Raw genomic sequence first — 24,244 nt, 5'->3', positions numbered from 1 at the left:
CTATTTATTTTTCAACCATAAACATTTGCGAAATGAGAAAAACACCTGTAAAAAAGTTGGCCCTCGGTAAATTAAAAGTGGCTAAACTCAGTATCAGCAGCCAGGAACAGGCCGATGGTAAAGCACCTACATATACCGGCTGCAGCCTGTTTATGAAATGTACTCCACCTATTTCCAAAGATCCTTGCTTCTAATTAAACTGAACAACCATGAAAAAATCCGGTAAGAAACTGAGCCTCGGTAAAATCAAAGTGGCCGACCTCAGCAAAGTAAATACTGAAAACAGGGAAGCTGCTCAGTTTATCCAGTCACTGGCTTGTGTGCCCAGCATTAAGATCACCTGTCTTAGCCAGGGTGCACCCGTTTGCAGTGAAGATTCCTGCATTTTCTAATTTCATCATTGTACTGTTTAAAAAATTGTGTCATGAAAAAAGCATCAGGCAAAAAACTCAGTCTGGGTAAAATAAAAGTGGCCAGTCTTTCCAATGCAACAGGACAACAGATGGCGGCTACTGTCGGCACCTGTTCCGTTCTGTGCTCGCTCAGGATTTGTACTGACAACATCAGCCAGGGCGCACCTATCTGCAGCCTCGACTCCTGTCGCTACTGATCAATAACGGATCGATAATATTCACAGCAACCTGACTGTATGGCAAAACATGTATTGCAGTATGCATACGTGTTTTGCCATTATATATTTTATAACGGCAATTTATTTTATGGATCAACAGCAAGAAGCTACCTCCGCACTGCAAAGGATCTGCGCAGCGCTGGACCCATTTATCCTGGAAGATACCAATACCAGCCTGCTGGGAGGATATACCGGCGTAGCTTTGTTTTATGCCTACTACTACCAGCTTACCGGCAATGAAGAACACCTGGACAAAGTACATCACATCATTGAAAAATGTTTGCAGGCGCTATCCGAAGAACCCATGAACGGTTCTCACTGCAGCGGCATTGCAGGCGTATCCTGGTGTATCCAGCACCTGGGTACGATGGGGTTTATTGAAGCAGATGATACGGACGATACCTTTGCAGACATCGATCTGCTGGTAGCGGATTTTATGGCATCAGAGTTGGCGGAAGGGAGGAATGATTTCCTGCATCACGGTCTTGGTACCGCGCTTTATTTCCTGGAACGATTGCCGGCCACCACAGCAGTTACCCAGTTGGAAAACCTGGTGGCGCATCTCGAAAAAAGCGCTATCTCTTTACCGGGCGGCATCGCCTGGAAGGATCATTTCTCCAGCAGAAGCCAGGAGCATCCCGACGAAGACCTCTTCAATCTCGGGCTGGCGCATGGCGTGCCTGCCATCATTTCGGTGCTGGCGCGGTGTTATGAAAAAGGGATCGCAAAGGAACGCTCCCGCCGGTTAATAGACCAAAGTGTTCAATGGCTGCTGCGTACAAAAAATAACGCAGCTGAAGCTACGCATTCACGCTATCCCACTATTGTAAACACCGCCAATAAAGTAATGGGCGATGCGCACAGCAGGCTTGGCTGGTGCTACGGTGATCTTGGTATTGCCCTCACCTTGCAGGGCGCCGGCAAGCGGTTAAACAGAACAGATTACCAGGAGGAAGCGCAACAACTTTTTAAACATATTGCCGCGCACAGGAATGTAAAAAACGGCGCCGTGCATGATGGCTGTTTATGTCATGGCAGCGCAGGTATTGCCCATATCCTGCAACAGGCGGGACTGGCCGCCGGTGGCGATGCCGCACTGCTCAATGCTTCCCGATACTGGCTGCAAAATACCCTGCAAATGAATACCTGGGATGATGGGCCCGCAGGATATAAATTTTATCATCATCCCGATTATATCAACAGTCATAATGTATTGGAAGGTATTGCGGGCATCGGATTGTCGTTGATCAGCTTTGCAGATACCTCCATCAAACCTGCATGGGGAGAGTGTATGCTGATAGATTAAACTTGTCTTGATTTTTTTACTATATTACATACATAGTAAATGAGCATTTCAGTTGTTCGCCCGATATTATTTATGCCATCGCATACAGACGTTACAGCAAACAGAAAAACCATGATCCGTTTATATTTCGTTGATGATCATCCATTGATACTCGAAGGATTGCGATCTTTACTCAGCAGGGAAAAAGATATTCAATTGGCAGGTGAAACCAGGAACGGATTATCCTGTCTTCATTTCCTCGATCAGCACACCGCCGACGTAGTACTACTGGATACCCTGTTGCCCGATATCAGTGGCGCAGAACTTTGTGCCTGCATTAAAAAACGGTACCCCGATGTGGCGGTACTGGGATTAAGTTACCATAAAAACGACAGCGGTATTGCCGGGATGCTGGACAGCGGTGCAAGTGGCTGCCTGATGAAAAATGCCGATAAAGAAGAACTGCTGCGGGCCATACACGACGTATATTCCGGGCGCACCTATCTATCTGCAGAATTAAAACAGGTGCTTAAAAAAGACCTGCTGCCGTTACATATAACCAAAAGAGAAAAGGAAGTGTTATGGCTCATTGCCAACGGCCATACCAATCATGAAATTGCAGAAAAGCTATTTATCAGTTCAGATACGGTAGATAGTCATCGCCGGAACCTGCTTGGCAAATTTAACGCACGGAATACCGCGATGCTCATAAAATGTGCCGTAGATAATAAAGTGCTGATCTGAGCCAGGCTCGTGCATATAAACAGGGATTTTTTTCACGGTGGTGCAGCACATTTTTTACATCCTGTAGAGATTTTTACCAGGAAAATACCGGAAAACAGCCCTTTTTCACTGGCACGATTTTTCGACATTTATTATCAGATGTTTCAGAATGGGGTGGTCTGGTAAAACAGATCTGAGATCAAACCCAAGCACCTGATCTGGGTAATGCCAGCGTAGGGAAAACGAAACAACTAACAGCTCCGGCCACAACCGGAGCTTTTTTTATGCCTTTACCGCCGGTAAGGATAACAATGGTATATTGGAATCATACGCCAGTTTTTTGGAGATGCTGTTATGGAAGAAAGAAGCGACCACTCCCAGTTTTCTAGGCACTACAATAATGATGGAAGCATGGTGACTATTGGCATATGATAAGATGCCTTCCACCGTGTTATCTTTATTGATATAGTCAAATGTAGCATTGTATTTATCAAAAATATCATGCAGTGTGGCAATAGATTCTTTTGTTTCTATGGTATAACTTTCACCTGCGGCTTTATCAACGTTTATCACCTGTACGGCAGCTCCGGGAAAAGCATCCAGGAACTCATAGAGCTGATGCGCCGGTATGGAGGCATGGTCTTTCAGGTCGGTAGTAAATACCACGGAATTTATGGGTTTGCCAATCAGTGTGCTGTTGGGAACGATGAGTACAGGTACGGTACTTTCCTGTATCATCATGGAAGTAGTGCTGCCGAGTAATAGTTTCTCCAGGCCCGACCGGCCGGAAACCCCCATCACCACAATATCTATTTCTTCACTTTTACATAAAGTACTGATATGAACAGGCAGGGAAACATCTTCCGCCATGAGGTCGATCCTTACATTTTTTGTGAGCGCGGATAAGCGGTCCTGCTGCAGGCCCAGGTTTTCCATACTTTCGAGATATATCTGCTGGTCATTGGCGGTATTGGCTACAGGTAAATCGGTACCTATAATGGTGCTTTGGTAAGCATGATACAAAACGATCCGGCTGATTTGAAGAGGATCCACCAGCTGGGCTGCATATTCCGTTGCCCGGAAGGCATTTTCTGAGAAATCCGTCAGGATGAGCATTGTTTTCATATGCATGTGTTTTGGTGCAAACAGATTAGTACGAAATTACTGCCAATAACTGTATGAACAATCGAAGGAACCTTATGTTCCGTGAAAATTAACAATCGGACGCCAGGCTGGTAATGTCCATTTTTGTACAGAAAAGTGTCCATATTTGAACAAAAAGGAGTGGGCAGATTATTAAAATCCGCTATGGTACTGGTTTCAGCTATGTGGCATTTGTTTTGGCCGGGCAGGAGGTATATTTATATCGTCGTAATTACCTGAAACTATGATCAGCAACTATTTTAAAATTGCCTGGCGGAGCCTTTCAAGGAGTAAAATGTACTCTTTGATCAATATTATTGGGTTAACCGTAGGTATTGCCTGTTGTATCCTGATAGTGTTATATGTGAAAGATGAATTGTCGTACGACCAATATCATAAAAACTACCACCAGATTTACCGGGTGTTGCATTCTTATCGTGAGATATCCGGAGAGAACTTGCGCCCGCCGTCACCAGATGAATACCAGGTATGGGGCAATGCACCTGTAGCACCGGCTTTACAGGCAGACTTCCCGGAAATAAAAAAAACAGCCAGGTTCACCAGCCCAATAACCCTGTTACTGCAGAATGGAGATAAACGTTTCCAGGAAGGTAACCTGATGTTTGCTGATTCTACTACGTTTGACATCTTCAGCTGGAAACTGTTATACGGCGACCGGGAAACGGCATTAAATGCACCCAATAGTATTGTACTCACCGAGCGTATTGCAAAGAAATATTTTGGCGACAGTAACCCGGTAGGGCAGGTATTTCAAACCGATCAGGATAGTACCTCGTTAACAGTTACCGGTGTAATGGAAGATGTGCCTTCCAATTCTCACTTTACGTTTTCAGGATTGTTGTCGATGAGTACTTTTTATCGCTTCAGGCCGGATATCTTTAATGAGTGGGGGTATATCGACTTCTACACTTATTTCTTACTGAATGAAAATGCCGATATCAAAATGATGGCGGCAAAGGTGCCTGAATTTTTAAAACGGCGTATTCCCAGCCAGATCGGTTATATGATCGCTTTCGAACCCCTGAAAAATGCTTATCTCCGTTCACAAGCAATGCGGCAGCCCGGAACTACCGGCAGCTTATCGAATGTGTATATTTTTTCGCTGGTAGCCGCTTTCATCCTGTTTATTGCAGCTATTAACTTCATCAATCTTACCACTGCCCGGTCTATGGAAAGGGCAAAGGAAATCGGTGTGCGAAAAGCAGTGGGCGCTCATCAGCAGAGTTTAATCCTCCAGTATCTTGTAGAAGCAATAGTAATTTCCATGCTAGCCACAGTATTAGCATTTGCGTTGGTATTTCTTTTACTGCCGATGGTGCGTAATATCTCAGGAAAGCCCTTGCCATATGGTGATCTCATGTCCTGGAAGATGATGATTGTTCTGATATTCACACCTTTTTTGGTGGGAATCCCCGCAGGTATTTACCCGGCGCTGGTGCTGTCGCGTTTCAAGCCTGCCCTTGTGTTAAAAGGAAAGTTCCATTCATCCGGGAAAGGTATTCATCTGAGAAAGGGCCTGGTGGTATTCCAGTTTAGTTTATCTATTGCATTGATTGCATGCACCGCGATTGTATTTTCCCAGCTGGATCATCTGCGGTCGCATAACCTGGGCTTCCGGCAGGACCAGATGCTGGTGATTGATTACGGTGGCGATAACAAAGTAAATAAGAACATAGAGGCTGTAAAAGCTACGCTGGCCAACAACCCGGCGGTAATAACTGTAACCGCTTCCCGTGCTGTACCGGGAGAATTTTTTCCGAATGCAACTACTTTCATCGCTTCCCGAAGTGGTGAAATGCAATCTTTTGCCCCGGGGCTATATGAAATAGATGCAGATTTTTTACCCGCATATGAAATGAAGATGGCCGCCGGCAGGGCATACTCCCGCGATTTCCCGGCCGACCTGGAGCAGTCGCTGGTTATTAACGAAGCTGCTGCAAAGCAATGGGGCTATGCCAATCCGCAGGAAATTATCGGGAAAAAATTCGAGCAATGGGGCCGTAAAGGCACCGTTATCGGCGTTGTAAAGGATTTCAATTACCAGTCGCTGCACAAAAAAGTAGAGCCGCTGGCGTTGAGAATGGCGCCGTCTTATGTACTGAACAGGCTTTCCCTGCGTATTAAAACGGCACAGGTAAACAAAACCATCTCGGAACTGGAACATACCTGGAATGAGCTGGAACCACAAAGGCCCTTTAAATACAGCTTCCTGGATCAGGCGTTCAACGAACAATACCTGAAAGACCTCCGCTTCGGAGAAATTTTTGCCGCCTTTGGAACGCTTACTATATTGATCGCTTGTCTTGGCTTATTTGGACTGGCTACTTTCTCCACCGAAAAACGCCTGAAAGAAATAGGCATCCGCAAAGTGCTGGGTGCATCTGTCACCAGCATCGTCGGTTTATTATCCGGCGACTTTATTAAGCTGGTACTCATTGCCATCGTGATCGCAACGCCGCTGGGCTGGTGGGGTATGCACCGTTGGCTGAATGGCTTCGCCTACCGGGTAGATATCCACTGGTGGACATTTGGCCTCGCAGGATTGGCAGCGGTGATTATTGCTTTGCTCACGGTAGGAGTGCTGGCGCTGAAAGCTGCAAGGATGAATCCTGTGAGGTCGTTGAAGGCAGAGTAGCTAAATAATAAATAATAGCATGACGGGCAGGTATTAGTTTTCCTATCGTATTCATGTAAGTTGGTGAGCGTTTATGATTTCCGGAGTGTCTGCGATGCTTATTGCTGTGGTAACTGTGAGTTCCCAGGCGGTTAAGACAGCTATGGCGAATCCGGTGGCGAGTTTGAAGGTGGAGTGATTGGATTACAACTCAGGTTAAATGATTTCCATTGATATATCCGGTAGGTGTAATGCCCTGATTTTTATTATATTTATAATCTAAATTATCACTCACCTCAAAATAACTGACCACAATGGAAGCCTTGTTCACTTTACTCTCGCAGTTGGGGCCTGTTTCTGACGACTTAAAAGCTAAGATATCCAACAAGCTACAGTTCGCGGAATTTAAAAGGAAACAGATAGTGTTGAAGCAGGAGGATGTTTGTGATCATCTCTTTTTTGTATCAAAGGGACTTTTAAGGGCTTACTATGATAAGGATGGAGAAGACGTTACAAGCTGGTTTATGATGGACAATGATTTTATTGTATCAGTTTTATCTTTCTTTGAGAGGAGCAAGAGTCATGAAGCAATTGAAGCATTGGAAGATTGTGAATTGGCATACATCCATTATGATGATCTCATGTATCTTTATGCGCACTCTCTTGAGTTTAATATTATCGGACGAAAGCTTACTGAATACTATTATTGTAGAAGTGAAGAACGTTTATTGGCAATGAGAAAACAGAAAGCCTCTGACAGATATGACTTCCTGCTTCAAAAGCATCCGGAATTAATTAAGAGAGTTCCATCGGCATATATAGCTTCTTATCTTGGGATTTCGAGGGAAACGCTCTCAAGAATAAGATCTTCATCGAGAATAATTTATTGACATTTGTCACACGACAATTCAATCCAAATCCCCTAATTTTGATCCCGAAGCGCTAAACACTTATCAAGCATTATCAAAGCAACAAATCCATTATCTTTTTAAAAGACGAAATCCCGTAGTAGCTACAATCAATCTTTACTTCCAATTAACAGGACATTGATTCAATACCAGATATTGAAGAGGCAATCGCATGGAACAAGAATTTCATTCATCCATTAAATAACCCAACCAACCAAACAACCCACTTCACCGCTCTTGATTGTACTGGGCGTGCAATTAAAGTGGTAAGCTCTCCCTTTCCTCCATCCGTTTCGGGGTGGAGGAATACGGGAGGCTGTTCTCCCCGCATAAAACCCCCTTAACAATCTGCCATTAACAAATTGATCACTTCCGGTGTTAGTAAGAAGACAGCACCCTCAAAATAATATTCCCTCATTAATAAACCACTCATATGAAAGCTATCAGGAACCTCACCATATGGCTGTTGTTCATTTCCTTTACGGCTATACAACCCATTGAAGGCTTTGCCCAGGAAAGGAGACGGGGAGGGGCGCCGGCCAGGAACCGACCTGCCCGCACACCGCAAAATGCACCAGCCAGAACCCGCCCGGCTCAGCCGGCAAGACCCGCGCAAACGGCCAGGCCGGCAAGGCCCGCACAGCAACAAACCCGCCCGGTCAACAGGCCACAAAACAATACCGTTAACCGCAATAACGGCAACCGTGTCAATAATAACAGCCGGAATGTAAATATCAATATTGATAACAGCCGGGATATCAATGTACACAACAACCGCAACACCGTAGTACGACGCAATAATATCAATACCTACCGCAGGCCGCCATATGCCTACGGCGGACGGAGATATTACGCATACCATCCTTATTATTATCATCCTTACAGACCCTATGTATGGGGACCCGTTTGGCATCCGTGGGGATTCTTTATTGCTACATTGGCTACTACTGCGATCATTGTGAGCCTTAATAATGCAAAGTACCACTACGATCAGGGCGTGTGGTATCAGCAGGCCAATAATGGTTACACTGTTGTACAGGCGCCGGTAGGAGCTACCATCACCACTGTGCCGTCAGGTGCGCAGCCGGTAGTGGTGAATAATGTAACTAACTATTATTACGGTGGGGCATATTATGAGAAAGACGGTAGTAAGTACAAGGTTGTTCCTCCGCCCGCAGGCGCAGTTGTGCAGAACCTGCCATCTGGTGGACAGGAGGTAAAAGTAGGCGATCAAACCTATGTCAAGGTAGGAGAAACCTACTACCAGCCGGTAAATCTCGATGGTAAAAGCCAGTATGAAGTAGTACAGGTGGAAGATGGTGCACAATGAAAAATTTCATCAGCTACATAAAAGTAACTATCGTCGGTGGGGCATTATTATTGATCCCCCTGTTTGTAGTGATAGCAGTGCTTCTTAAAGCAGGCAGCCTCATAAAGCGGGTGGTTACGCCCATTGCCCACAGGCTGCCTGTTCAGATCCCCGGCATCGGGAAGGAAACCCTGCTAGCCATTCTCATCCTCCTGTTACTTTGTTTTCTCGCCGGTATCTTTATGCATACCAGCATTGCCCGGCGTTTTAAAAGAATTCTGGAAGATGATATCCTGGTACACATCCCCGGATATTCTTATCTGCAGGCACTCTCCACCGACAAACTTACCAATAGCCATGATTCTACCTGGAAACCTGCTACCGTACTGATAGATGGTAATGAAGTTATTTGTTTTGTGGTAGACGAAACAGAGCACTACTGTTCTATATTCTTTCCTTCGGCGCCAACTCCTTCTTCAGGTACGATTTGCGCCAGGGAGAAACAGGATGTTCGCTACCTGCCCATCAGCGTATCAGAAACCATTACCATGCTACGGCGACTGGGAAAAGGCAGCGCCGCTGCATTGGAAAAAATAAGAAATACCTGAGCCTCCCGACAAACTACATTTGAGCCCTGCAACAAAATCCCGCAACCATTTCCCCCCGACCTTTGCCTAAACAAAAACAATACTCATGACAAAAGTTTGGTTTATCACAGGAAGCTCACGGGGCCTCGGCCGCAGTCTTACGCAGGCAGTCCTCGCAAATGGTGGTCTGGTGGCTGGTACCGCCCGTAACCCCGAACAGTTAAACGACCTTGCCGCACAATACCCTGGTCAGCTACTGCCTATACAACTCGATGTAACAGATAGTAAACAGATCCAACAGGCGGTAGATACAGCCATCGCACACTTCGGCAAAATTGATGTGTTGGTAAACAATGCCGGCTTCGGTATCACCGGCGCAGCGGAAGCCTTCACGGAAGAACAGGTGCGTAGTCAGCTGGAAACAAATCTCTATGCGCCCATCGCTATTACCAGGGCGGTATTGCCGCACATGCGCCAACAACGCGCCGGCCGTATTCTCCAGATCAGCTCCATTGGTGGTCGCGTAGGAAACCCCGGCCTCACCATCTACCAGGCGGCGAAGTTTGGCCTCGGTGGATTCACGGAAGCCCTGGGCAAAGAAGTAGCCCCACTGGGCATCTTCGTTACAGCTGTGGAACCCGGCGGCTTCCGCACAGATTGGGGCGGCGCCTCCATGACCTTCGCCACACCTATCGAAGACTATGAACCTACCGTTGGCTGGATGATAAAATATCTCCGCGAAGGCAATTATGTACCGGTAGGCGATCCTGAAAAAGCAGCGAAAGTAATGGTGGAATTGGCCGATCATCCCGCGCCACCGGTACATCTCGTTTTAGGCAGCGAAGCAGCAGGAATTTTAAAACAGGCAGATGCTACACGACAAACGGAATTTGAAAAATGGCTGCCCGTTAGCAGGTCTACTGATCACAACGATGCAGTAGATTTTTTCGGAACAACTGCAGCAGATAAGTTCGCTACAAAAACAGCACAATCATGAAAATAATAGATCAGATTTATATCAACGGCGCCTTTGTGACACCACATGGGGCCACTACCTTCGATCTCATTAATCCCACTACCAACCAACAGATAGGACGGGTAACACTGGGCGATGAAACAGATGTCAACAAGGCCATCGCCGCGGCAAAGGCAGCCTTCACCACTTTCTCAAAAACTACCGTGCAGCAACGGAGCAACTACCTCCAACGCCTGCACGACGCAATGATAAAAAGACTGCCGGATTTAGTGGAAGCATCCATCATTGAATACGGCGCACCCAGGCAACGGGCGCTGTCCAGCAATCAACTGGCAGCCGACAGCTTCCTGCATTATAAAAAAGTACTGGAAGATTTCTCATTCACCCGCAAAGCAGGAACCTCCGAAGTGGTCATGGAACCATTAGGCGTAGTTGGAATTATTACGCCCTGGAATGCGAATGCCAGCTATATTTGCAATAAACTGGCTACGGCTATCGCGGCTGGTTGTACAGCCGTTATCAAGCCCAGTGAAATGAGCGCTATTCAAACGCAGATTGTAACAGAAGCGCTTCATGAAGCAGGATTGCCGCCGGGTGTATTCAATATCGTAAATGGCCCCGGCAACGTGGTAGGATCAGCAATTACGCTGCATCCCGATATTGCAAAGATCTCTTTCACCGGCTCTACTGCCGTAGGCAAAATGATCGCACGCGGCGCAGCAGATACCATGAAACGGGTCACACTGGAACTCGGCGGCAAGTCGGCCAATATCATCCTCGATGATGCCGACTTTCATACCGCCATTCCAATGGCAGTAGCGGCCTGCTTTATGAACAACGGACAGGCATGCATCGCAGGCACACGGCTGCTGGTACCGGAAGCACGACTGGAAGAAGTAAAGGCCCTGCTGAAAACAGCTGTGGCAAACGTGAAAACAGGCGATCCTATGAACGAAATAACGACCATAGGCCCGCTCGTAAGCAGGAAACAATACGACCGCGTACAGCAGTATATTCAACTGGGCATCGATCAGGGCGCGGAATTACTGACAGGCGGGGTAGGACAGCCCGCAGGACTGGAAGCCGGGAACTTCGTACAGCCAACGGTGTTTACAGGGGTTACACGGGATATGCGGATCGCCAGTGAAGAAATATTCGGGCCGGTTATGTCCGTGATAACTTACAAAACAACCGATGAAGCCATCGATATTGCTAATGATACCGTATATGGCCTGATGGCGTACATAAGCTCATCCAACGAAAAGAAAGCAAGGGAAATAGCGGGAAAAATTATAGCAGGAAGAGTGTTGATCAATACACTGAACCATGATCCCCTGGCGCCTTTCGGAGGATTTAAACAATCAGGTATCGGAAGGGAGTTTGGCGCGTACGGACTGGAAGAATACCTTGAACCGAAAACCATCATTCTATAATATTATGTCGAAGGAAATTGTTTATTCCTGTTATGTGAACAGGAGCAGGGAAGGAGAGCAGTTTGTTCCGGTACACGTTTTTAGTTATCAGATCGCCGGTGCCATTACCTTCAACGACGGGCAACGCACACAAACTTTTGATGAAGGAACATTCCGTTTCTGCAGACGGAACAAGCTGCTCAAATTCTTTAAACAACCTCCGGAAAATGGTGAGTTTAAAACAATCTCCGTTTACCTCGATGAAACCACCCTGCGGAATTTCAGTATGGAATATGGCTACACTGCCGATAAACAGGTGGACAGTGAAACCGTGATGGAATTGAAACCCCACCCGCTGCTGCAAAGTTATGTGACCTCATTGCAGCCCTACGAAAAGCTGAACGAACCGGATAACGATAACCTGTCAGCCCTGAAACTAAAAGAAGCTATTCTCATCCTGCTGAAAGTAAATCCTGCACTCAAAAATATATTGTTCGATTTTACAGAGCCAGGCAAAATAGACCTGGAAGCTTTTATGCAGCAAAACTATCACTTCAATGTAGAAATAAAACGTTTTGCATATCTGACCGGCAGAAGCCTCGCCACCTTTAAACGCGATTTTGAAAAGATTTTTCATACTTCGCCCAGCCGCTGGCTGCAACAGAAGCGGCTCCAGGAAGCTTACTATCTCATTAAGGAAAAAGGAAGGAAAATATCAGATGTATATCTTGAAGTAGGGTTTGAAGATTTGTCGCACTTTTCTTTTGCTTTTAAGAAGACGTTTGGCGTGGCGCCGTCGACGCTGGTATAAAAAAGGGCTGTCGTTTAAGACAGCCCTTTTATGCTTAGAACCTTTGACCACCAATGGCCAAACCACCATCTACCAAAATACTCTCCCCGGTAACAAACGATGCCGCCGGACTACTCAGCCACAACACCAGTTCTGCCACCTCTTCAGGTTTCGCAAAACGGCCAAGAGGCGCATGTTTCTTAAAAGGCTCCTGTAGTGCTTCCGCGCCCTCTGTTGGAAAGAAACGGTCAAACATCGGGGTATGAATATAGCCAGGCTGAACATTGTTCACCCGGATTCCCGCCGGCGCAGCTTCAATAGCCAGTGCCCGGATCAAACCATCGGTACCTGCTTTACTGGCGGAATAAACGCCAGAACCGGCGCCGGCCCCGCGGGCCAGCCATGATGAGGTATTTACAATCGCCCCACCGGTGCCTTGCTTCTTGAATTGTTCAATTTCATATTTGCAGGATAACCACACACCCTTTAAGTTGATGCCAATTACTTTATCAAATTCTTCTTCCGGCGTGTTTTCAATCAACCCGAATTGGCCTTCAATACCGGCGTTATTAAACGCAATATCCAGTCGCCCGAAACGTGCTACCGTATCCGCTACCAACTTTTGCACCATCGCACCCTGCGATACATCGGCCGCAATAAAATGTACATCGGAACTGATTTGCTGTAATGCGTGTAATGCTTTTTGTCCTTCTGTTTCCCGGCGTCCTGCAATCACCACTTTGGCGCCATTGCGCAGAAATAATTCAGCCGTTGCGAAACCTATACCGGTAGTGCCTCCTGTAATCAGGGCTACTTTGTCTTTTAATACTTCCTGTGCCATATATTTTTTATTTATGACACAAAGATAGCCGGCGCATTACTCCCGGAATTATGCGAATCAAACAGGTAGTTATGAAATGGAAACAGTCGCCTTCCGGAACTGGTTGGGTGTTTGTCCAGCTTGTTTTTTAAAGAAGATATTAAAGTTAGAAGCATGCTCAAAGCCCAGGCAGTAACCAATTTCCGCGATATCGCAGTTGCTGTGCAGCAGCAGCGCCTTTGCTTCGGCGGTTATTTTCTCCGAAATCCATTCGGTAGTGGTTTTCCCGGTGGTTTCCTTTAATGCCCGGTTCAAATGATTGGTATGAACAGATAAATGCTCGGCATACTCATTGGCGTTTTTCAACCGGATCACCTGGTGCGGCGGATCAATAGGGAATTGCCTTTCCAGCAACTCTATAAATAATTCACTGATCCGCTGGGACGCGTTACCCGCCTGGTAATAGGTTTCAGGTGGCTGCATTTTGAGCGCTTCATGCATAATGATCTGCACATAGCTCTTCTGCAATTCCTGTTTATTGGCGTAGCCGGAATTCATCTCCCGCAGCATATTTTCAAATATCTGCCGGAGAAAATCCACTTTCTCTTTATCAGGAAAAAAGATGTGATTGCCGCCGGTTTTAAACAGCGGTGATTGCGCAAGACTGCCATTCTTTAAGTGAGCGTCTATAAAGCTTTCCTGGAACAGGCAGAAGTAGCCGGTTTGCAGGTTGGTAGTGGGTTCCCAGGAATAAGGAATCATGGGGTTCATGAAAGAAAGACAGGCGCCTTCGATCCGGATGCTTTTATCAGAATAAGATAAAATACCACCGCCTTCTACAATGAGCGAGATCTTATAAAAATCCCTCCTGTTGGATGGTAAATTGGTAGCACTGCAACCAAATTCCTCCAGCCGGTTTACACTGAACTGTCCGCTTGAATACTCCTTCCCGTGTAATTCAAAAAAGGATGCCACACTTTCTTTTGCTTTCATCCGGTAAAGTTATGCAATTCAAACGTAACATCCGGGTAAACCCCCTTTTTCAACAATTCAACCCGTTAAATCCGCAGTTCATGAAAAATTAGATGGCTGTAACCCATGCCTGTTGCATTTTTACACCGGATGCTACGCATAAAAACAGCCGCATATGAAATTTGAAAAAGTGCATAACAAAGGCCAGGCGCAGATTTTCAGTAACAGGTACCTGGAGTTTCTCACAAAAACCCATCCCATCATTATCTTCGGGATATATCTGCCAGTGATCAGCTATATGTTATACTACAGCCGCACTTCCTTACATTTCTCCTGGTGGAAGATCGGCTTTATCTACCTGGTAGCCGTGCTCGGCTGGACACTCTTCGAGTACCTCGCTCACCGGTTCATCTTTCACTGGGTCAGCGAGCATCCGCTGGCAAAGAAAGTTACCTATACCATGCATGGCAATCATCACGAATATCCGCGCGACCGCCAACGGCTGTTTATGCCGCCGGTGCCAAGCGTTATCATCTCTTCTTTTCTTTTTGCTGTCTTTTATCTGTTGATGAACAATGCAGCCTGGGTATTTTTCCCGGGCTTCATTTCCGGCTACCTCGCCTACGGAAGTATGCACTACGCCATCCACGCCTGGGCGCCACCCTTCAAATGGCTGAAACCCTTATGGCGTAACCACCACCTGCATCACTATAAAAATGAGGAACTGGGTTTTGGCGTAAGCTCTACTTTGTGGGACCGCGTGTTTGGTACTATGTTTTGATAGGGAATCACCGGAAATAAAAGTAATCTGAATTATTGTCGGGTTTACATTTAATTATTACCTTAGTTAAAGACGCCTGTTAAATAGCATCTTCAAAGAAGGAAGTAGTGATCTATACCAATCCACGCATCAATATCCCGGTTAGTGTAATATACCTGTTCCTGGCAATGCTGCTCACACGGAGTGATGCGCACGCACAGCAACAACCTATCAGTCATCTCGGTATTGAACGGGGACTGTCCAATAACTCCGTTACCTGCATCCATAAAGATCGCTATGGTTTCATGTGGTTTGGCACTTACGACGGATTAAACCGCTACGACGGATACAGCTTCAAAGTAAGCCGGCAACAACTCAAAGCGCCCAACTCCCTCACCAACAACCGCATCGTTACCATCGCAGAAGATTCTTCCGGCTACATGTGGGTAGGTACCAAACACGGTGCAAACCGGTTGAATGGCCCCACAGGCGTGTTTCAACCTGTTTATTACCGCAGCTTAACGAAGGGCGACACCCTGCCTGTTTCTTCAGAAGTATATACCATCGTCACAAACCGGAAAGGACTGGTGCTCATGGGCACTGCCAGTCACGGTCTGCTCGTTTATCCGCCTGCCGGAAGCCTCGCGCGGCAAATTCCGCTGACAGGTGCAAACACTATCATCGCCAACAATGTTCCCGCTATTGTGAATGATCAGCAGGGCCGGTGCTGGCTCATTGTACAAAACGTTGGCCTCTGCCGGTATGATGAAGAAAAACAACAGATCGTACGGGTAAATGAACAACAGAAAAGAGGAAATTGCCTCATCGCAGACGCCTCCGGGCAACTCTGGATGGGTACAGACGAAGGCGTATATTGCTACAATCCCGCCACCAACATGCTCTCCCGGTCGCTCACAGCCACCCGCCAGCAGGATAGTAAAGTGATCAGCTTAACCATCGACGCCACCCGGCAACTATGGGTAGCTACCGATGGCGATGGCATTTTTGTAATGCCGGAACACGGAGATACCGCCTGGCAACTCCAAACCGGTAAAGATAAATCGTCCCTTACCAGCAACGCCGTGTATGCCGTGTATGAAGATCGTGATCAGCGTAAATGGATCGGCACCCTGCGCGGTGGCGTTAATATCATCGATAAACAAAAGTCACGCTTTACCACCATCACCCCTAATCCTTTAACAGGTAACAGCCCGGCAGCCAATTTTGCTTTTTCATTTTGTGAAGACGGGAATAAAGATATCTGGATAGGCACCGACGGCGGCGGCATCTCTATATGGAACCGGAAACAAAACTGCTACACCGCATTCGCCCACAAAGCAAACAGCCCCGGTTCACTCAGTAATAACAATGTTACCAGCATCGTAAAGGACCAGGATAATAATATCTGGGTGGCTACTTTCGGCGGCGGCATCAACCGCTACAACAGGGCAAACCATACTTTTGAAAAATACACGTGCAGCCTGAATGGCTATGAAGATAAGTTTGTGTGGAAGCTATACCTCGATAGCCAGAATACCCTGTGGGCCGGCGCCTGCATGGGAGGTACCATTTACCGCCTGAATAAAGCCACCAACCGTTTCGAATGTTTTGATCCGGGCCTCCGCGATATCATCACCATCTCGGAAGATAAAGCCGGCGACCTTTGGTTCGGCACTTTCAATAGGCTCATAAAAGCAGATACAAAAAACCGCCAGCACCAGTATTATAATATGGACTTCAACGTCCGCGCTATCTATGAAGATAAAGCCCATCATTTCTGGATAGGCACAGAAGGAGGAGGACTCGTACAGTTTGATCGCGCTACCGGTAAAACCACCACCATCGCAGAACAGGAAGGGCTGCCCAATAACGCGGTACTGAATATTGAAGAAGATAATAAAGGAAACCTCTGGATGAGCACCTACAACGGTATCGCCCGTTACAGCCCATCCACCGGGCAATGCAAAAATTTTTATGAGTCGGATGGATTGCAAAGTAACCAGTTCAATTACAACGCGTCATTACGACTCTCATCCGGGGAACTGCTTTTTGGCGGCATCAAAGGATTCAACATTTTTGACCCGGCAGCCATCGCGGAAAAAAACGATTTCCCGCCGCTGCTCATCGCGGGCCTCCGCATTTCCAATACTCCTTATGATCAGGAACACGTCAAAAGCAGCCACCAGCCGCTTTGCTACCTTGAGGAACTGGTACTGCCCTACGACAAGGCCGTATTCTCGCTCGATTATGTAGCGCTGGAATACTCGTCCCCGGATAAAATCGCCTATGCATATTATATGGAGGGGTGGGATAACGACTGGAACTATGTGAACACCCAACGAACCGCCAACTATACCCGCCTGCATGAAGGCAACTACCGCTTCCGTATAAAAAGTACCAATGCAGATGGTATATGGAACCCGCAGGAACGCATCATAAAAATTAAAGTGTTGCCTCCCTGGTACCGTACCTGGCTGGCATATATCGTTTACGCACTGCTCACCGGCGGCCTCTTATACGCCTATCGCTTTTACCAGCGCCGGCAGGCCCGCCTCCGGTATGAAATAGAACTGTCGCATATCCGTTCGGAAAAAGAGAAAGAAGTGCATGAAAAAAGACTCTCCTTCTTTACCAACGTATCCCATGAGTTCCGTACACCACTCACATTGATCATCAACCCGGTAAAAGAACTCCTTTACAGCGATGGCCGCCAGATCGAAAGTAAAGACCTCACCATCGTATACCGCAATGCACGCCGCCTACTGAGCCTGGTAGATCAGCTCCTGTTGTTCAGGAAAGCCGACCAGGAAGAAGATCAGCTGAAAATTGTGCCACTTGATATGGCCGCTATCTGCCGGGAAGTATATCTCTGCTTTACACACCAGGCAGGCATGAAAAAACTGCAGTTCGACTTCAGCTGCAACGCGGAACAGGTGATGGCATACGCCGACCGTGAAAAAATTGAAGTAGCCCTGTTTAACCTGCTGTCCAACGCCTTTAAGTATACGCCCGACGGAGGCAGCATCCATTTCTCCCTGTCAGATCTCCCGGAAGGCATCGTCATCAGTGTTGCCGACAGCGGTTGTGGCATCCCCGGCCAGGTGGGCAACAAGCTCTTTGAGCGCTTTTACCAGGTATCAGAAAAAGATACCACCCTGAAAAATGGCTTTGGTATCGGTTTGTACCTCGTGAAGAAATTTGTACAGGCGCACAAAGGCACCGTGGCATACGAAAGTGAGCCAGGCAATGGTACTACCTTTACGATCACCCTCCAAAAAGGAAAAGATCACCTGCATGGCTACACGGTTTTTGAGGAAACAGCCGGGATGGAGTCCCTGTTGGAGGAACTGGTGGAAGAAGACGACCTGGCACTGATGGAAGCAGAGGAAGCGGCCGCGGAAGATACCCTGGATGTGTTGTTGTCGCCCCGCCCCAGCATGCTCATTGTAGACGATAACGGCCAGATACGCGATTATATCAAAAGCATTTTTAAAGCTACCTTCAATATCTACGAAGCGTCTGAAGGAGGGGAGGGCTACCAGCTGGCCAGCCGCCACCTGCCGGATATCATTATCAGCGATGTATTAATGGAAGGACAAAGCGGTATTGAATTGTGCCGGCAGATAAAGTCAGACCCCGCGCTGGGGCATATCCCCGTAGTATTACTCACCGCCAGTTCTTCTCCGGAAATAAAACTAAAAGGTATCGAAGGCGGAGCCGACGACTACCTTAGTAAACCATTTGATAAAGACCTCTTCGTTGCCCGTATCACCAATATTATCCGCAGCCGCAACACCCTGCAGCAATATTTCTACAAGGAAATTACCCTCAATACCGGTAACCAGAAAATATCGGCGGAGTATAAAGAGTTCCTGCACCGCTGTATTGCGGTTACGGAGAAACATCTCGATAACCCCGACTTTAACATCAAACAGTTCGCCCTCGAAATAGGGATCAGCCACTCCACCCTCTATAAAAAGGTAAAATCCATTTCCGGCCACTCGGTAAATGAATTTATCCGCTTCATCCGGTTGAGGAAAGCCGCAGAACTGCTCATTAATACCGGTTGCAATGTAAGTGAAGCCGCCTTCCAGGTAGGATTTAATGACGTGAAATATTTCCGGGAACAATTTTGTAAGGTGTTTGAGATGAACCCATCTGCCTACATCCGGAAATACCGTAAAAAATTTGATAATCAGAAGCAGGTATAAGTTTTCGGGAGATAGAAATGCACATTCCTGTCTCCCGGAATCAAAATCCCTTGAATATTAGTGCCTTATTCCCAATTCCTCCCCCTAAATAGGCGAATCTCTCCCCCATGATTCAGGATGATTCATCCGAATTTTACCCCTGTCAACCAACGCAATGAGGGGCATACAGCCACCTTCATTTTCAAAAGTAATACCCAACGTTATGAAAAAAAGCTACTGTAGTGTGCGGTCTTTTTTACGGATAACTTATGTTGTCCTCTTGTCCCTGACCTCATTACCTCTGTTTACTTTTGCCGCCGTAAAACCGGCCGGCGTCATCATTACCGGTAAGGTAACGGATGAAAAAGGAAGCGCCCTGATAGGTACCACCATCGTAGTAGAGGGTACCCAGAAGTCCACCTCTGCTGATTCAGATGGCAATTACCGTATAGACGTGCCCGATGGCAAACGGGTACTGGTGTTCTCCTGTATCGGGTATATTACCCGCAAAGTACCGCTGGGCAGCGGGTCGGTTTTGAATGTAAAGATGCAGCCGGACGAAAAAAATCTCGGGGAAGTGGTAGTAGTGGGATACGGCGTCCAGAAAAAGGTAACCGTTACCGGCGCCGTGGCGTCTATCGGCACCAAAGAACTGTTGCAATCCCCAGTGGCCAACGTATCCAATATGCTGGTAGGCCGCCTGCCGGGCCTTATTGCGGTACAACGCAGCGGTGAACCGGGTCAGGATGGCTCCAGCCTGAAAATCCGCGGTATCGGTACACTGGATGCCGGCTCGGGGTCAGACCCGCTTATCATGGTCGATGGCATCGAACGATCCAATATCAACCAGATAGATCCCAACGAAATAGAAACCATCAATATCCTGAAAGACGCCTCCTCTACGGCGGTATATGGGGTGCGGGGCGCCAACGGCGTTATCCTGATCACTACCCGCCGCGGCAAAATGGGACCACCCAAACTGAGCTTAACTTCCAACCTGGGCCGGCAAAGCCCTACACAGCTGCCCAAAATGGTGAGCAGCTATGAGTATGCCACCCTGAAAAATGAAGCGCTCAAAAACGACGGAAAGGAGCCTTATTTCACAGCAGAAGACCTGGAACTGTTTAAATCAGGAAAGGACCCCGTGTTTCATCCCAGCGTTGACTGGTTCGATATGATGCTGAAACCTTACTCCCTTCAATCACAACACAACCTGAATATCAGCGGCGGTACCTCGCTGGCGAGATACTTTATTTCAGGTGGCTACTTTGAACAGAACGGGGCTTACCGTTACGCGGACTATAACCCGGAGTTCAGCGCCAACCCAAAATACAAACGGTACAACTTCCGCTCTAATTTCGATTTTGATGTAACGCCCCTGTTTACCGTAAAAGTAAACCTCGGCGGACAGGTAGAGAACCAGAACTACCCGGCCAAATCCGCCGGTGACATCTTCTTCGATGTACTTTCTGCCAATCCTTTCAGCAGCCCCGGTATTGTAGACGGCAAACTGGTAACGATTTCCGGCGCCGTAAATGGCAGAAACCCGCTGCTCACCATGCTCAACGCAGGCTACCAGCAATTGTTCAAGAGTAACGTGAATTCTTCCGTTATCCTCAACCACAAACTGGATTTCATAACAGCCGGTTTGTCGGCCCGCGGTACCATCGCATACGATAGCTGGTACAGCCACTCTATCAGGCGTTCTAAAAACAACGTCACCTACCTCGCCGTAAAAGACCCGGCCAACGCAGATAATATTCTCTATATACCACAAGGGGAAGAAACCACCCTGGGCTTTAGCGAAAGCTACGACAAGCGCCGCAAAATATATGGTGAACTGGCACTGGATTATAGCCGCACCTTCGGTGCGCACAACGTAACCGGTTTACTGCTGTATAATCAAAGTAAAGCCTATGCACCCTCGCTTACTTATAAAGTACCCAATGCCTACCTCGGAATGGCAGCGCGTGTTGCTTATAACTTCAAAAGCCGCTACCTGGTGGAGTTTAATATGGGCTATAATGGTTCGGAAAACTTCCCCGAAGGCAAAAGATTTGGCTGGTTCCCCGCTTACTCCCTGGGTTGGGTAGCTTCAGATGAACCCTTCTTCCCAAAAAATAAATACCTCACTTTCCTGAAAGTAAGAGGATCTTATGGAGAAGTAGGAAACGATAAACTCTCCGACATCTTCAATGGCGGCTCCCGGTTTCTCTATCTTCCCTCTGCTTTCGCATACGGTGGCGGATATAATTTCGGCGAAGTAGGTTCTTCCTACCAATGGTATGGCGGCTCCTACGAAGGTAAACTCGGTAACCCCGATATCACCTGGGAAAGAGCAAAGAAATCCAACATTGGTCTTGAAATGAAATTGTTTAACAACCGCTTCTCTTTCACCGGCGACTATTTCCAGGAAAAGCGTAATAATATCCTGGCCATGCGCGGCGCTGTACCGGGCATTGTAGGTGTGAACGACCTGCCGGCCTATAACCTGGGAAGGGTTAGCAACAAAGGGTTTGAACTCGATGCCGGTTATAACGACTATGTTGGCAAATTGAACTACTGGGTAAAGGCTAACTATTCCTTTGCCCGTAATAAAATAGAATTTAAAGATGAAGCCCCGCGCTCTTATCCTTATCAAAATGAAACCGGTAACCCGGTAGGTCAGTACTTTGGCCTGGTGGCAGAAGGACTGTTCAATACCTGGGACGAAATCAATGATACAAAAAGACCACAGTCTTCCTACGCGCCCGGCGCCAACGGCAGGGATGCCCTCCAGCCCGGCGATATCCGCTATAAAGATGTAAACGGCGATGGTGTCATCAACAACGACGACCAGATGCCCATCGGCTACTCCCAGTTCCCGCAAATCATTTATGGCTTCTCCTTCGGCGCCGCCTATAAAGGATTCGATTGCTCAGTGCTGTTCCAAGGCGCTGATAAAGCATCTGTATACCTCGAGCAAATGGCAGCATGGCCATTTGATACCGACTGGCGCAATGCTATGTCAGTACATATGGAACGCTGGAATGAAGAACGGTACAAGGCCGGTGAAAAAATCACTTTTCCCCGCTTGTCGCAAAGCCCCGCCGGTAACAACTATCAGCGCTCCAGCTACTGGCTGAAAGATGCCAGCTACCTGCGCCTGAAGAATGTGGAAGTAGGCTACACCTTTACGGATGGTATCCTGAAACGTGCAAAGATCGGCAGCATACGGGTATATGCCAATGGTATGAACCTCATTACCTGGTCGTCCCTGAAAACATACGACCCTGAAGCGCCGGACGGCCGCGGCCAGTTCTATCCGCAACAAAAGGTATATAACGTGGGGTTGAATCTGCAGTTCTAAAAAATACAAACTATGCAACAAGTAAAATACTATATCATATTAAGTCTGCTGCTGGGCGCATTCTTTTCCTGCACAAGGGATTTTCTCGAAAAGCCGCCATCCGTGGATATTACAGAAGATACTATTTTTTCAAAGATCAGGAATGCAGAAACATTTCTGTATGATGTATACGGCAACAGCGTGCCTTCAGGATTACCTACCGGCTGGAGCGTTTCCAGCAGTGGCGGCATTGTAGCCGGCGTATTGGCAGCCGCTTGCGATGAAGGCGATATCGCCGACAGCTGGCCCGGCACCAACCGGTTTAACGAAGGACAGTGGAACGCTAACGATAACCCGGAAGACGATTTTAATACGCATTATAAAGCCATCCGCAAGGCCAATATTTTTATGGAACGCATCGACGGCGTACCAGATGCCACCGCGGAATATAAAACACAGCTGAAAGCGGAAGCCCGCTTCCTGCGCGCCCTTCAGTACTTTGAACTGGTGAAACGTTACGGAGGTGTGCCTATCGTCGACAAGCGTTTGCTTAACAGCGACAACCTCAAACTGCCGCGTAACAAACTGGAAGAATGTATCAACTTTATCATCACTGATTGCGATGCCGCCGTAACCGGGTTGCCGGCTGCACAGGAAGGTTTCCTCCGGGGCCGCATCAGCAAAGGCGCGGTACTTTCACTGAAATCGCGCGTGCTGTTATATGCGGCAAGTCCCTTGTTCAATAGCGCCACCTCTTATGTACCTACTACCGACGCTACCGCTACACTGGTAGGCTATCATAACTATGATGCCACCCGATGGCAGAAAGCAGCGGATGCCGCTAAAGCGGTGCTCGACTGGGCGCCCACCGGCAGCTGCCGTCTCATCACAGAGTTTGGGGCAGATAGAAACTACGAGTATGTATGGTCGCAACCCGATAACGCGGAAATTATCCTCGCCAATAAATCAAACGGCTGGTGGGGTATTTACAGCGACTACTTCAACTTCACCATGCCGGTGAATATGTATGGAGGATGGTATGGTATTTCCGTGCCAATGAACTTCGTAAAACTTTATGAGAAGAAAACCGGCGGTGCCCAAACCTGGCCTGAATCCGGCGACAACGCCAACGCCATGTACGCTTCGCTGGACCCCCGCTTTGCACAATCAATAGGATACAACGGCGCCAACTGGAACAGTGAAATAGGTGCGGTGCAGATGTACATTAAAACAGATGGCAAACCCGCGCTGCATGGTGGCGACCGTGGCGGCGGACAATGGCTGCATAAGTTCCTGCCCCGCAGCGTTACCTGGTCTTCCTACGGCGCTACCATCAACTGGCCGGTATTCCGCCTGGCAGAATTTTATCTCAACTACGCAGAGGCATTGAATGAAGCGCAAGGCCCCGTAACGGAAGTGTATACCGCTATTAATACGGTTCGCGCCCGCTCAGGTATGCCCGCACTTTCGGGTAAAACAAAAGAAGAAATGAGAACGGCTATACGAAATGAACGCGCCGTGGAACTGGCCTTTGAAGAACATCGTTACTGGGATGTGCGCCGCTGGAAAATTGCGGGCGACGAAGGCGTGATGAATGGAAAGATGTATGGGCTGAGATTAAAGCCCATCGCCGGCAGCAGCGAATTTCATTTTGACCAGGTAGTGTTTGAACAACGGGTGTGGAACGATAAAATGTACCTGTATCCTTTCCCCAATGTGGAAATCTACAAACAATACATGATCCAGAACCCAGGCTGGTAACCCGATTGTAAACT

19 protein-coding genes and 1 riboswitch are annotated in these 24,244 nt (G+C 47.6%); of the genes, 16 read left to right on the top strand and 3 right to left on the bottom strand.

What is annotated here, in order from left to right; genetic code table 11:
* Window positions 1-32 precede the first annotated feature (32 nt).
* The 5 genes from PV783_RS20315 (at window position 33) to PV783_RS20295 (ending at window position 2,660) form a co-directional block, all read left to right on the top strand.
* A complete protein-coding gene (locus PV783_RS20315; RefSeq protein WP_159454461.1) occupies window positions 33-194 on the top strand; it encodes a hypothetical protein in 162 nt (53 codons plus the stop codon).
* A gap of 15 nt (window positions 195-209) precedes the next feature.
* Window positions 210-392 (top strand): hypothetical protein, encoded by a 183-nt coding sequence (locus PV783_RS20310; RefSeq protein WP_079472968.1) that lies wholly within the window; start codon window positions 210-212, stop codon window positions 390-392.
* A gap of 32 nt (window positions 393-424) precedes the next feature.
* Entirely contained in the window at window positions 425-610 is a 186-nt protein-coding gene (locus tag PV783_RS20305) for a hypothetical protein (protein WP_111579775.1), read from the top strand.
* Between the two features lie 109 nt (window positions 611-719).
* Complete coding sequence (locus tag PV783_RS20300) at window positions 720-1,937, top strand: lanthionine synthetase C family protein (protein ID WP_420989359.1); 1,218 nt, start codon at window positions 720-722, stop codon at window positions 1,935-1,937.
* Window positions 1,938-2,048: 111 nt separating this feature from the next.
* Window positions 2,049-2,660 carry a response regulator gene (locus PV783_RS20295; RefSeq protein ID WP_079472971.1) on the top strand — a complete coding sequence of 204 codons (612 nt, stop codon included), beginning with the start codon at window positions 2,049-2,051 and terminating at the stop codon, window positions 2,658-2,660.
* 139 nt (window positions 2,661-2,799) lie between these two features.
* Window positions 2,800-2,896, top strand: a riboswitch (TPP riboswitch).
* Window positions 2,897-2,921: 25 nt separating this feature from the next.
* Here PV783_RS20295 and PV783_RS20290 read toward each other — a convergent pair.
* A complete protein-coding gene (locus tag PV783_RS20290) occupies window positions 2,922-3,764 on the bottom strand; it encodes a universal stress protein (RefSeq protein ID WP_420989358.1) in 843 nt (280 codons plus the stop codon).
* Window positions 3,765-4,077: 313 nt separating this feature from the next.
* On the opposite strand from PV783_RS20290, the gene PV783_RS20285 reads away from it, so the two are divergent.
* From PV783_RS20285 to PV783_RS20255, 7 genes are all read left to right on the top strand, one after another.
* Window positions 4,078-6,438 carry an ABC transporter permease gene (locus tag PV783_RS20285; RefSeq protein ID WP_420990655.1) on the top strand — a complete coding sequence of 787 codons (2,361 nt, stop codon included), beginning with the start codon at window positions 4,078-4,080 and terminating at the stop codon, window positions 6,436-6,438.
* Between the two features lie 293 nt (window positions 6,439-6,731).
* Window positions 6,732-7,307 carry a Crp/Fnr family transcriptional regulator gene (locus tag PV783_RS20280; RefSeq protein WP_111579778.1) on the top strand — a complete coding sequence of 192 codons (576 nt, stop codon included), beginning with the start codon at window positions 6,732-6,734 and terminating at the stop codon, window positions 7,305-7,307.
* 451 nt (window positions 7,308-7,758) lie between these two features.
* A complete protein-coding gene (locus PV783_RS20275; RefSeq protein ID WP_420989357.1) occupies window positions 7,759-8,655 on the top strand; it encodes a DUF6515 family protein in 897 nt (298 codons plus the stop codon).
* Complete coding sequence (locus tag PV783_RS20270; RefSeq protein WP_420989356.1) at window positions 8,652-9,242, top strand: hypothetical protein; 591 nt, start codon at window positions 8,652-8,654, stop codon at window positions 9,240-9,242. Before PV783_RS20275 ends, PV783_RS20270 begins: the two co-directional genes overlap by 4 nt.
* Window positions 9,243-9,327: 85 nt before the next feature.
* Window positions 9,328-10,218 carry an oxidoreductase gene (locus PV783_RS20265; protein WP_420989355.1) on the top strand — a complete coding sequence of 297 codons (891 nt, stop codon included), beginning with the start codon at window positions 9,328-9,330 and terminating at the stop codon, window positions 10,216-10,218.
* Window positions 10,215-11,630 carry an aldehyde dehydrogenase family protein gene (locus PV783_RS20260; protein ID WP_420989354.1) on the top strand — a complete coding sequence of 472 codons (1,416 nt, stop codon included), beginning with the start codon at window positions 10,215-10,217 and terminating at the stop codon, window positions 11,628-11,630. Before PV783_RS20265 ends, PV783_RS20260 begins: the two co-directional genes overlap by 4 nt.
* A gap of 4 nt (window positions 11,631-11,634) precedes the next feature.
* The gene (locus PV783_RS20255; protein WP_079472979.1) at window positions 11,635-12,420 is read left to right on the top strand and encodes a helix-turn-helix domain-containing protein; all 786 of its coding nucleotides are present in this window, start codon (window positions 11,635-11,637) and stop codon (window positions 12,418-12,420) included.
* 34 nt (window positions 12,421-12,454) lie between these two features.
* Here PV783_RS20255 and PV783_RS20250 read toward each other — a convergent pair whose 3' ends face one another.
* Together PV783_RS20250 and PV783_RS20245 are read right to left on the bottom strand one after the other, a co-directional pair.
* Window positions 12,455-13,240, bottom strand: a complete 786-nt coding sequence (locus tag PV783_RS20250; RefSeq protein ID WP_079472980.1) for an SDR family NAD(P)-dependent oxidoreductase — start codon at window positions 13,238-13,240, stop codon at window positions 12,455-12,457.
* 69 nt (window positions 13,241-13,309) lie between these two features.
* Complete coding sequence (locus PV783_RS20245; protein ID WP_420989353.1) at window positions 13,310-14,212, bottom strand: AraC family transcriptional regulator; 903 nt, start codon at window positions 14,210-14,212, stop codon at window positions 13,310-13,312.
* 154 nt (window positions 14,213-14,366) lie between these two features.
* On the opposite strand from PV783_RS20245, the gene PV783_RS20240 reads away from it, so the two are divergent.
* The 4 genes from PV783_RS20240 to PV783_RS20225 all read left to right on the top strand — a co-directional run bounded on the left by PV783_RS20240 (window position 14,367) and on the right by PV783_RS20225 (window position 24,230).
* Window positions 14,367-14,972, top strand: coding sequence for a sterol desaturase family protein (locus PV783_RS20240; protein ID WP_420989352.1), 606 nt, complete (start codon window positions 14,367-14,369; stop codon window positions 14,970-14,972).
* 107 nt (window positions 14,973-15,079) lie between these two features.
* The gene (locus tag PV783_RS20235; protein WP_420989351.1) at window positions 15,080-19,162 is read left to right on the top strand and encodes a hybrid sensor histidine kinase/response regulator transcription factor; all 4,083 of its coding nucleotides are present in this window, start codon (window positions 15,080-15,082) and stop codon (window positions 19,160-19,162) included.
* 202 nt (window positions 19,163-19,364) lie between these two features.
* Window positions 19,365-22,490, top strand: a complete 3,126-nt coding sequence (locus tag PV783_RS20230; protein WP_420989350.1) for a SusC/RagA family TonB-linked outer membrane protein — start codon at window positions 19,365-19,367, stop codon at window positions 22,488-22,490.
* A 12-nt stretch (window positions 22,491-22,502) separates the two neighbouring features.
* Complete coding sequence (locus tag PV783_RS20225) at window positions 22,503-24,230, top strand: RagB/SusD family nutrient uptake outer membrane protein (RefSeq protein ID WP_420989349.1); 1,728 nt, start codon at window positions 22,503-22,505, stop codon at window positions 24,228-24,230.
* Window positions 24,231-24,244 lie beyond the last annotated feature (14 nt).

The sequence above is a fragment of the Chitinophaga sp. CC14 genome (assembly GCF_048957795.1).
GTDB lineage: Bacteria > Bacteroidota > Bacteroidia > Chitinophagales > Chitinophagaceae > Chitinophaga > Chitinophaga ginsengisegetis.
Note: the sequence above shows the minus strand (reverse complement) of the source record. Positions and strands in the feature narration are given on the sequence as shown.

Excerpts from the sequence above, each read along its gene's own strand:
- PV783_RS20315 (WP_159454461.1), top strand. The coding sequence starts at position 33 with ATGAGAAAAACACCTGTAAAAAAGTTGGCCCTCGGTAAATTAAAAGTG.
- PV783_RS20310 (WP_079472968.1), top strand. The coding sequence starts at position 210 with ATGAAAAAATCCGGTAAGAAACTGAGCCTCGGTAAAATCAAAGTGGCC.
- PV783_RS20305 (WP_111579775.1), top strand. The coding sequence starts at position 425 with ATGAAAAAAGCATCAGGCAAAAAACTCAGTCTGGGTAAAATAAAAGTG.
- PV783_RS20300 (WP_420989359.1), top strand. The coding sequence starts at position 720 with ATGGATCAACAGCAAGAAGCTACCTCCGCACTGCAAAGGATCTGCGCA.
- PV783_RS20295 (WP_079472971.1), top strand. The coding sequence starts at position 2,049 with ATGATCCGTTTATATTTCGTTGATGATCATCCATTGATACTCGAAGGA.
- PV783_RS20290 (WP_420989358.1), bottom strand. The coding sequence starts at position 3,764 with ATGAAAACAATGCTCATCCTGACGGATTTCTCAGAAAATGCCTTCCGG.
- PV783_RS20285 (WP_420990655.1), top strand. The coding sequence starts at position 4,078 with ATGTACTCTTTGATCAATATTATTGGGTTAACCGTAGGTATTGCCTGT.
- PV783_RS20280 (WP_111579778.1), top strand. The coding sequence starts at position 6,732 with ATGGAAGCCTTGTTCACTTTACTCTCGCAGTTGGGGCCTGTTTCTGAC.
- PV783_RS20275 (WP_420989357.1), top strand. The coding sequence starts at position 7,759 with ATGAAAGCTATCAGGAACCTCACCATATGGCTGTTGTTCATTTCCTTT.
- PV783_RS20270 (WP_420989356.1), top strand. The coding sequence starts at position 8,652 with ATGAAAAATTTCATCAGCTACATAAAAGTAACTATCGTCGGTGGGGCA.
- PV783_RS20265 (WP_420989355.1), top strand. The coding sequence starts at position 9,328 with ATGACAAAAGTTTGGTTTATCACAGGAAGCTCACGGGGCCTCGGCCGC.
- PV783_RS20260 (WP_420989354.1), top strand. The coding sequence starts at position 10,215 with ATGAAAATAATAGATCAGATTTATATCAACGGCGCCTTTGTGACACCA.
- PV783_RS20255 (WP_079472979.1), top strand. The coding sequence starts at position 11,635 with ATGTCGAAGGAAATTGTTTATTCCTGTTATGTGAACAGGAGCAGGGAA.
- PV783_RS20250 (WP_079472980.1), bottom strand. The coding sequence starts at position 13,240 with ATGGCACAGGAAGTATTAAAAGACAAAGTAGCCCTGATTACAGGAGGC.
- PV783_RS20245 (WP_420989353.1), bottom strand. The coding sequence starts at position 14,212 with ATGAAAGCAAAAGAAAGTGTGGCATCCTTTTTTGAATTACACGGGAAG.
- PV783_RS20240 (WP_420989352.1), top strand. The coding sequence starts at position 14,367 with ATGAAATTTGAAAAAGTGCATAACAAAGGCCAGGCGCAGATTTTCAGT.
- PV783_RS20230 (WP_420989350.1), top strand. The coding sequence starts at position 19,365 with ATGAAAAAAAGCTACTGTAGTGTGCGGTCTTTTTTACGGATAACTTAT.
- PV783_RS20225 (WP_420989349.1), top strand. The coding sequence starts at position 22,503 with ATGCAACAAGTAAAATACTATATCATATTAAGTCTGCTGCTGGGCGCA.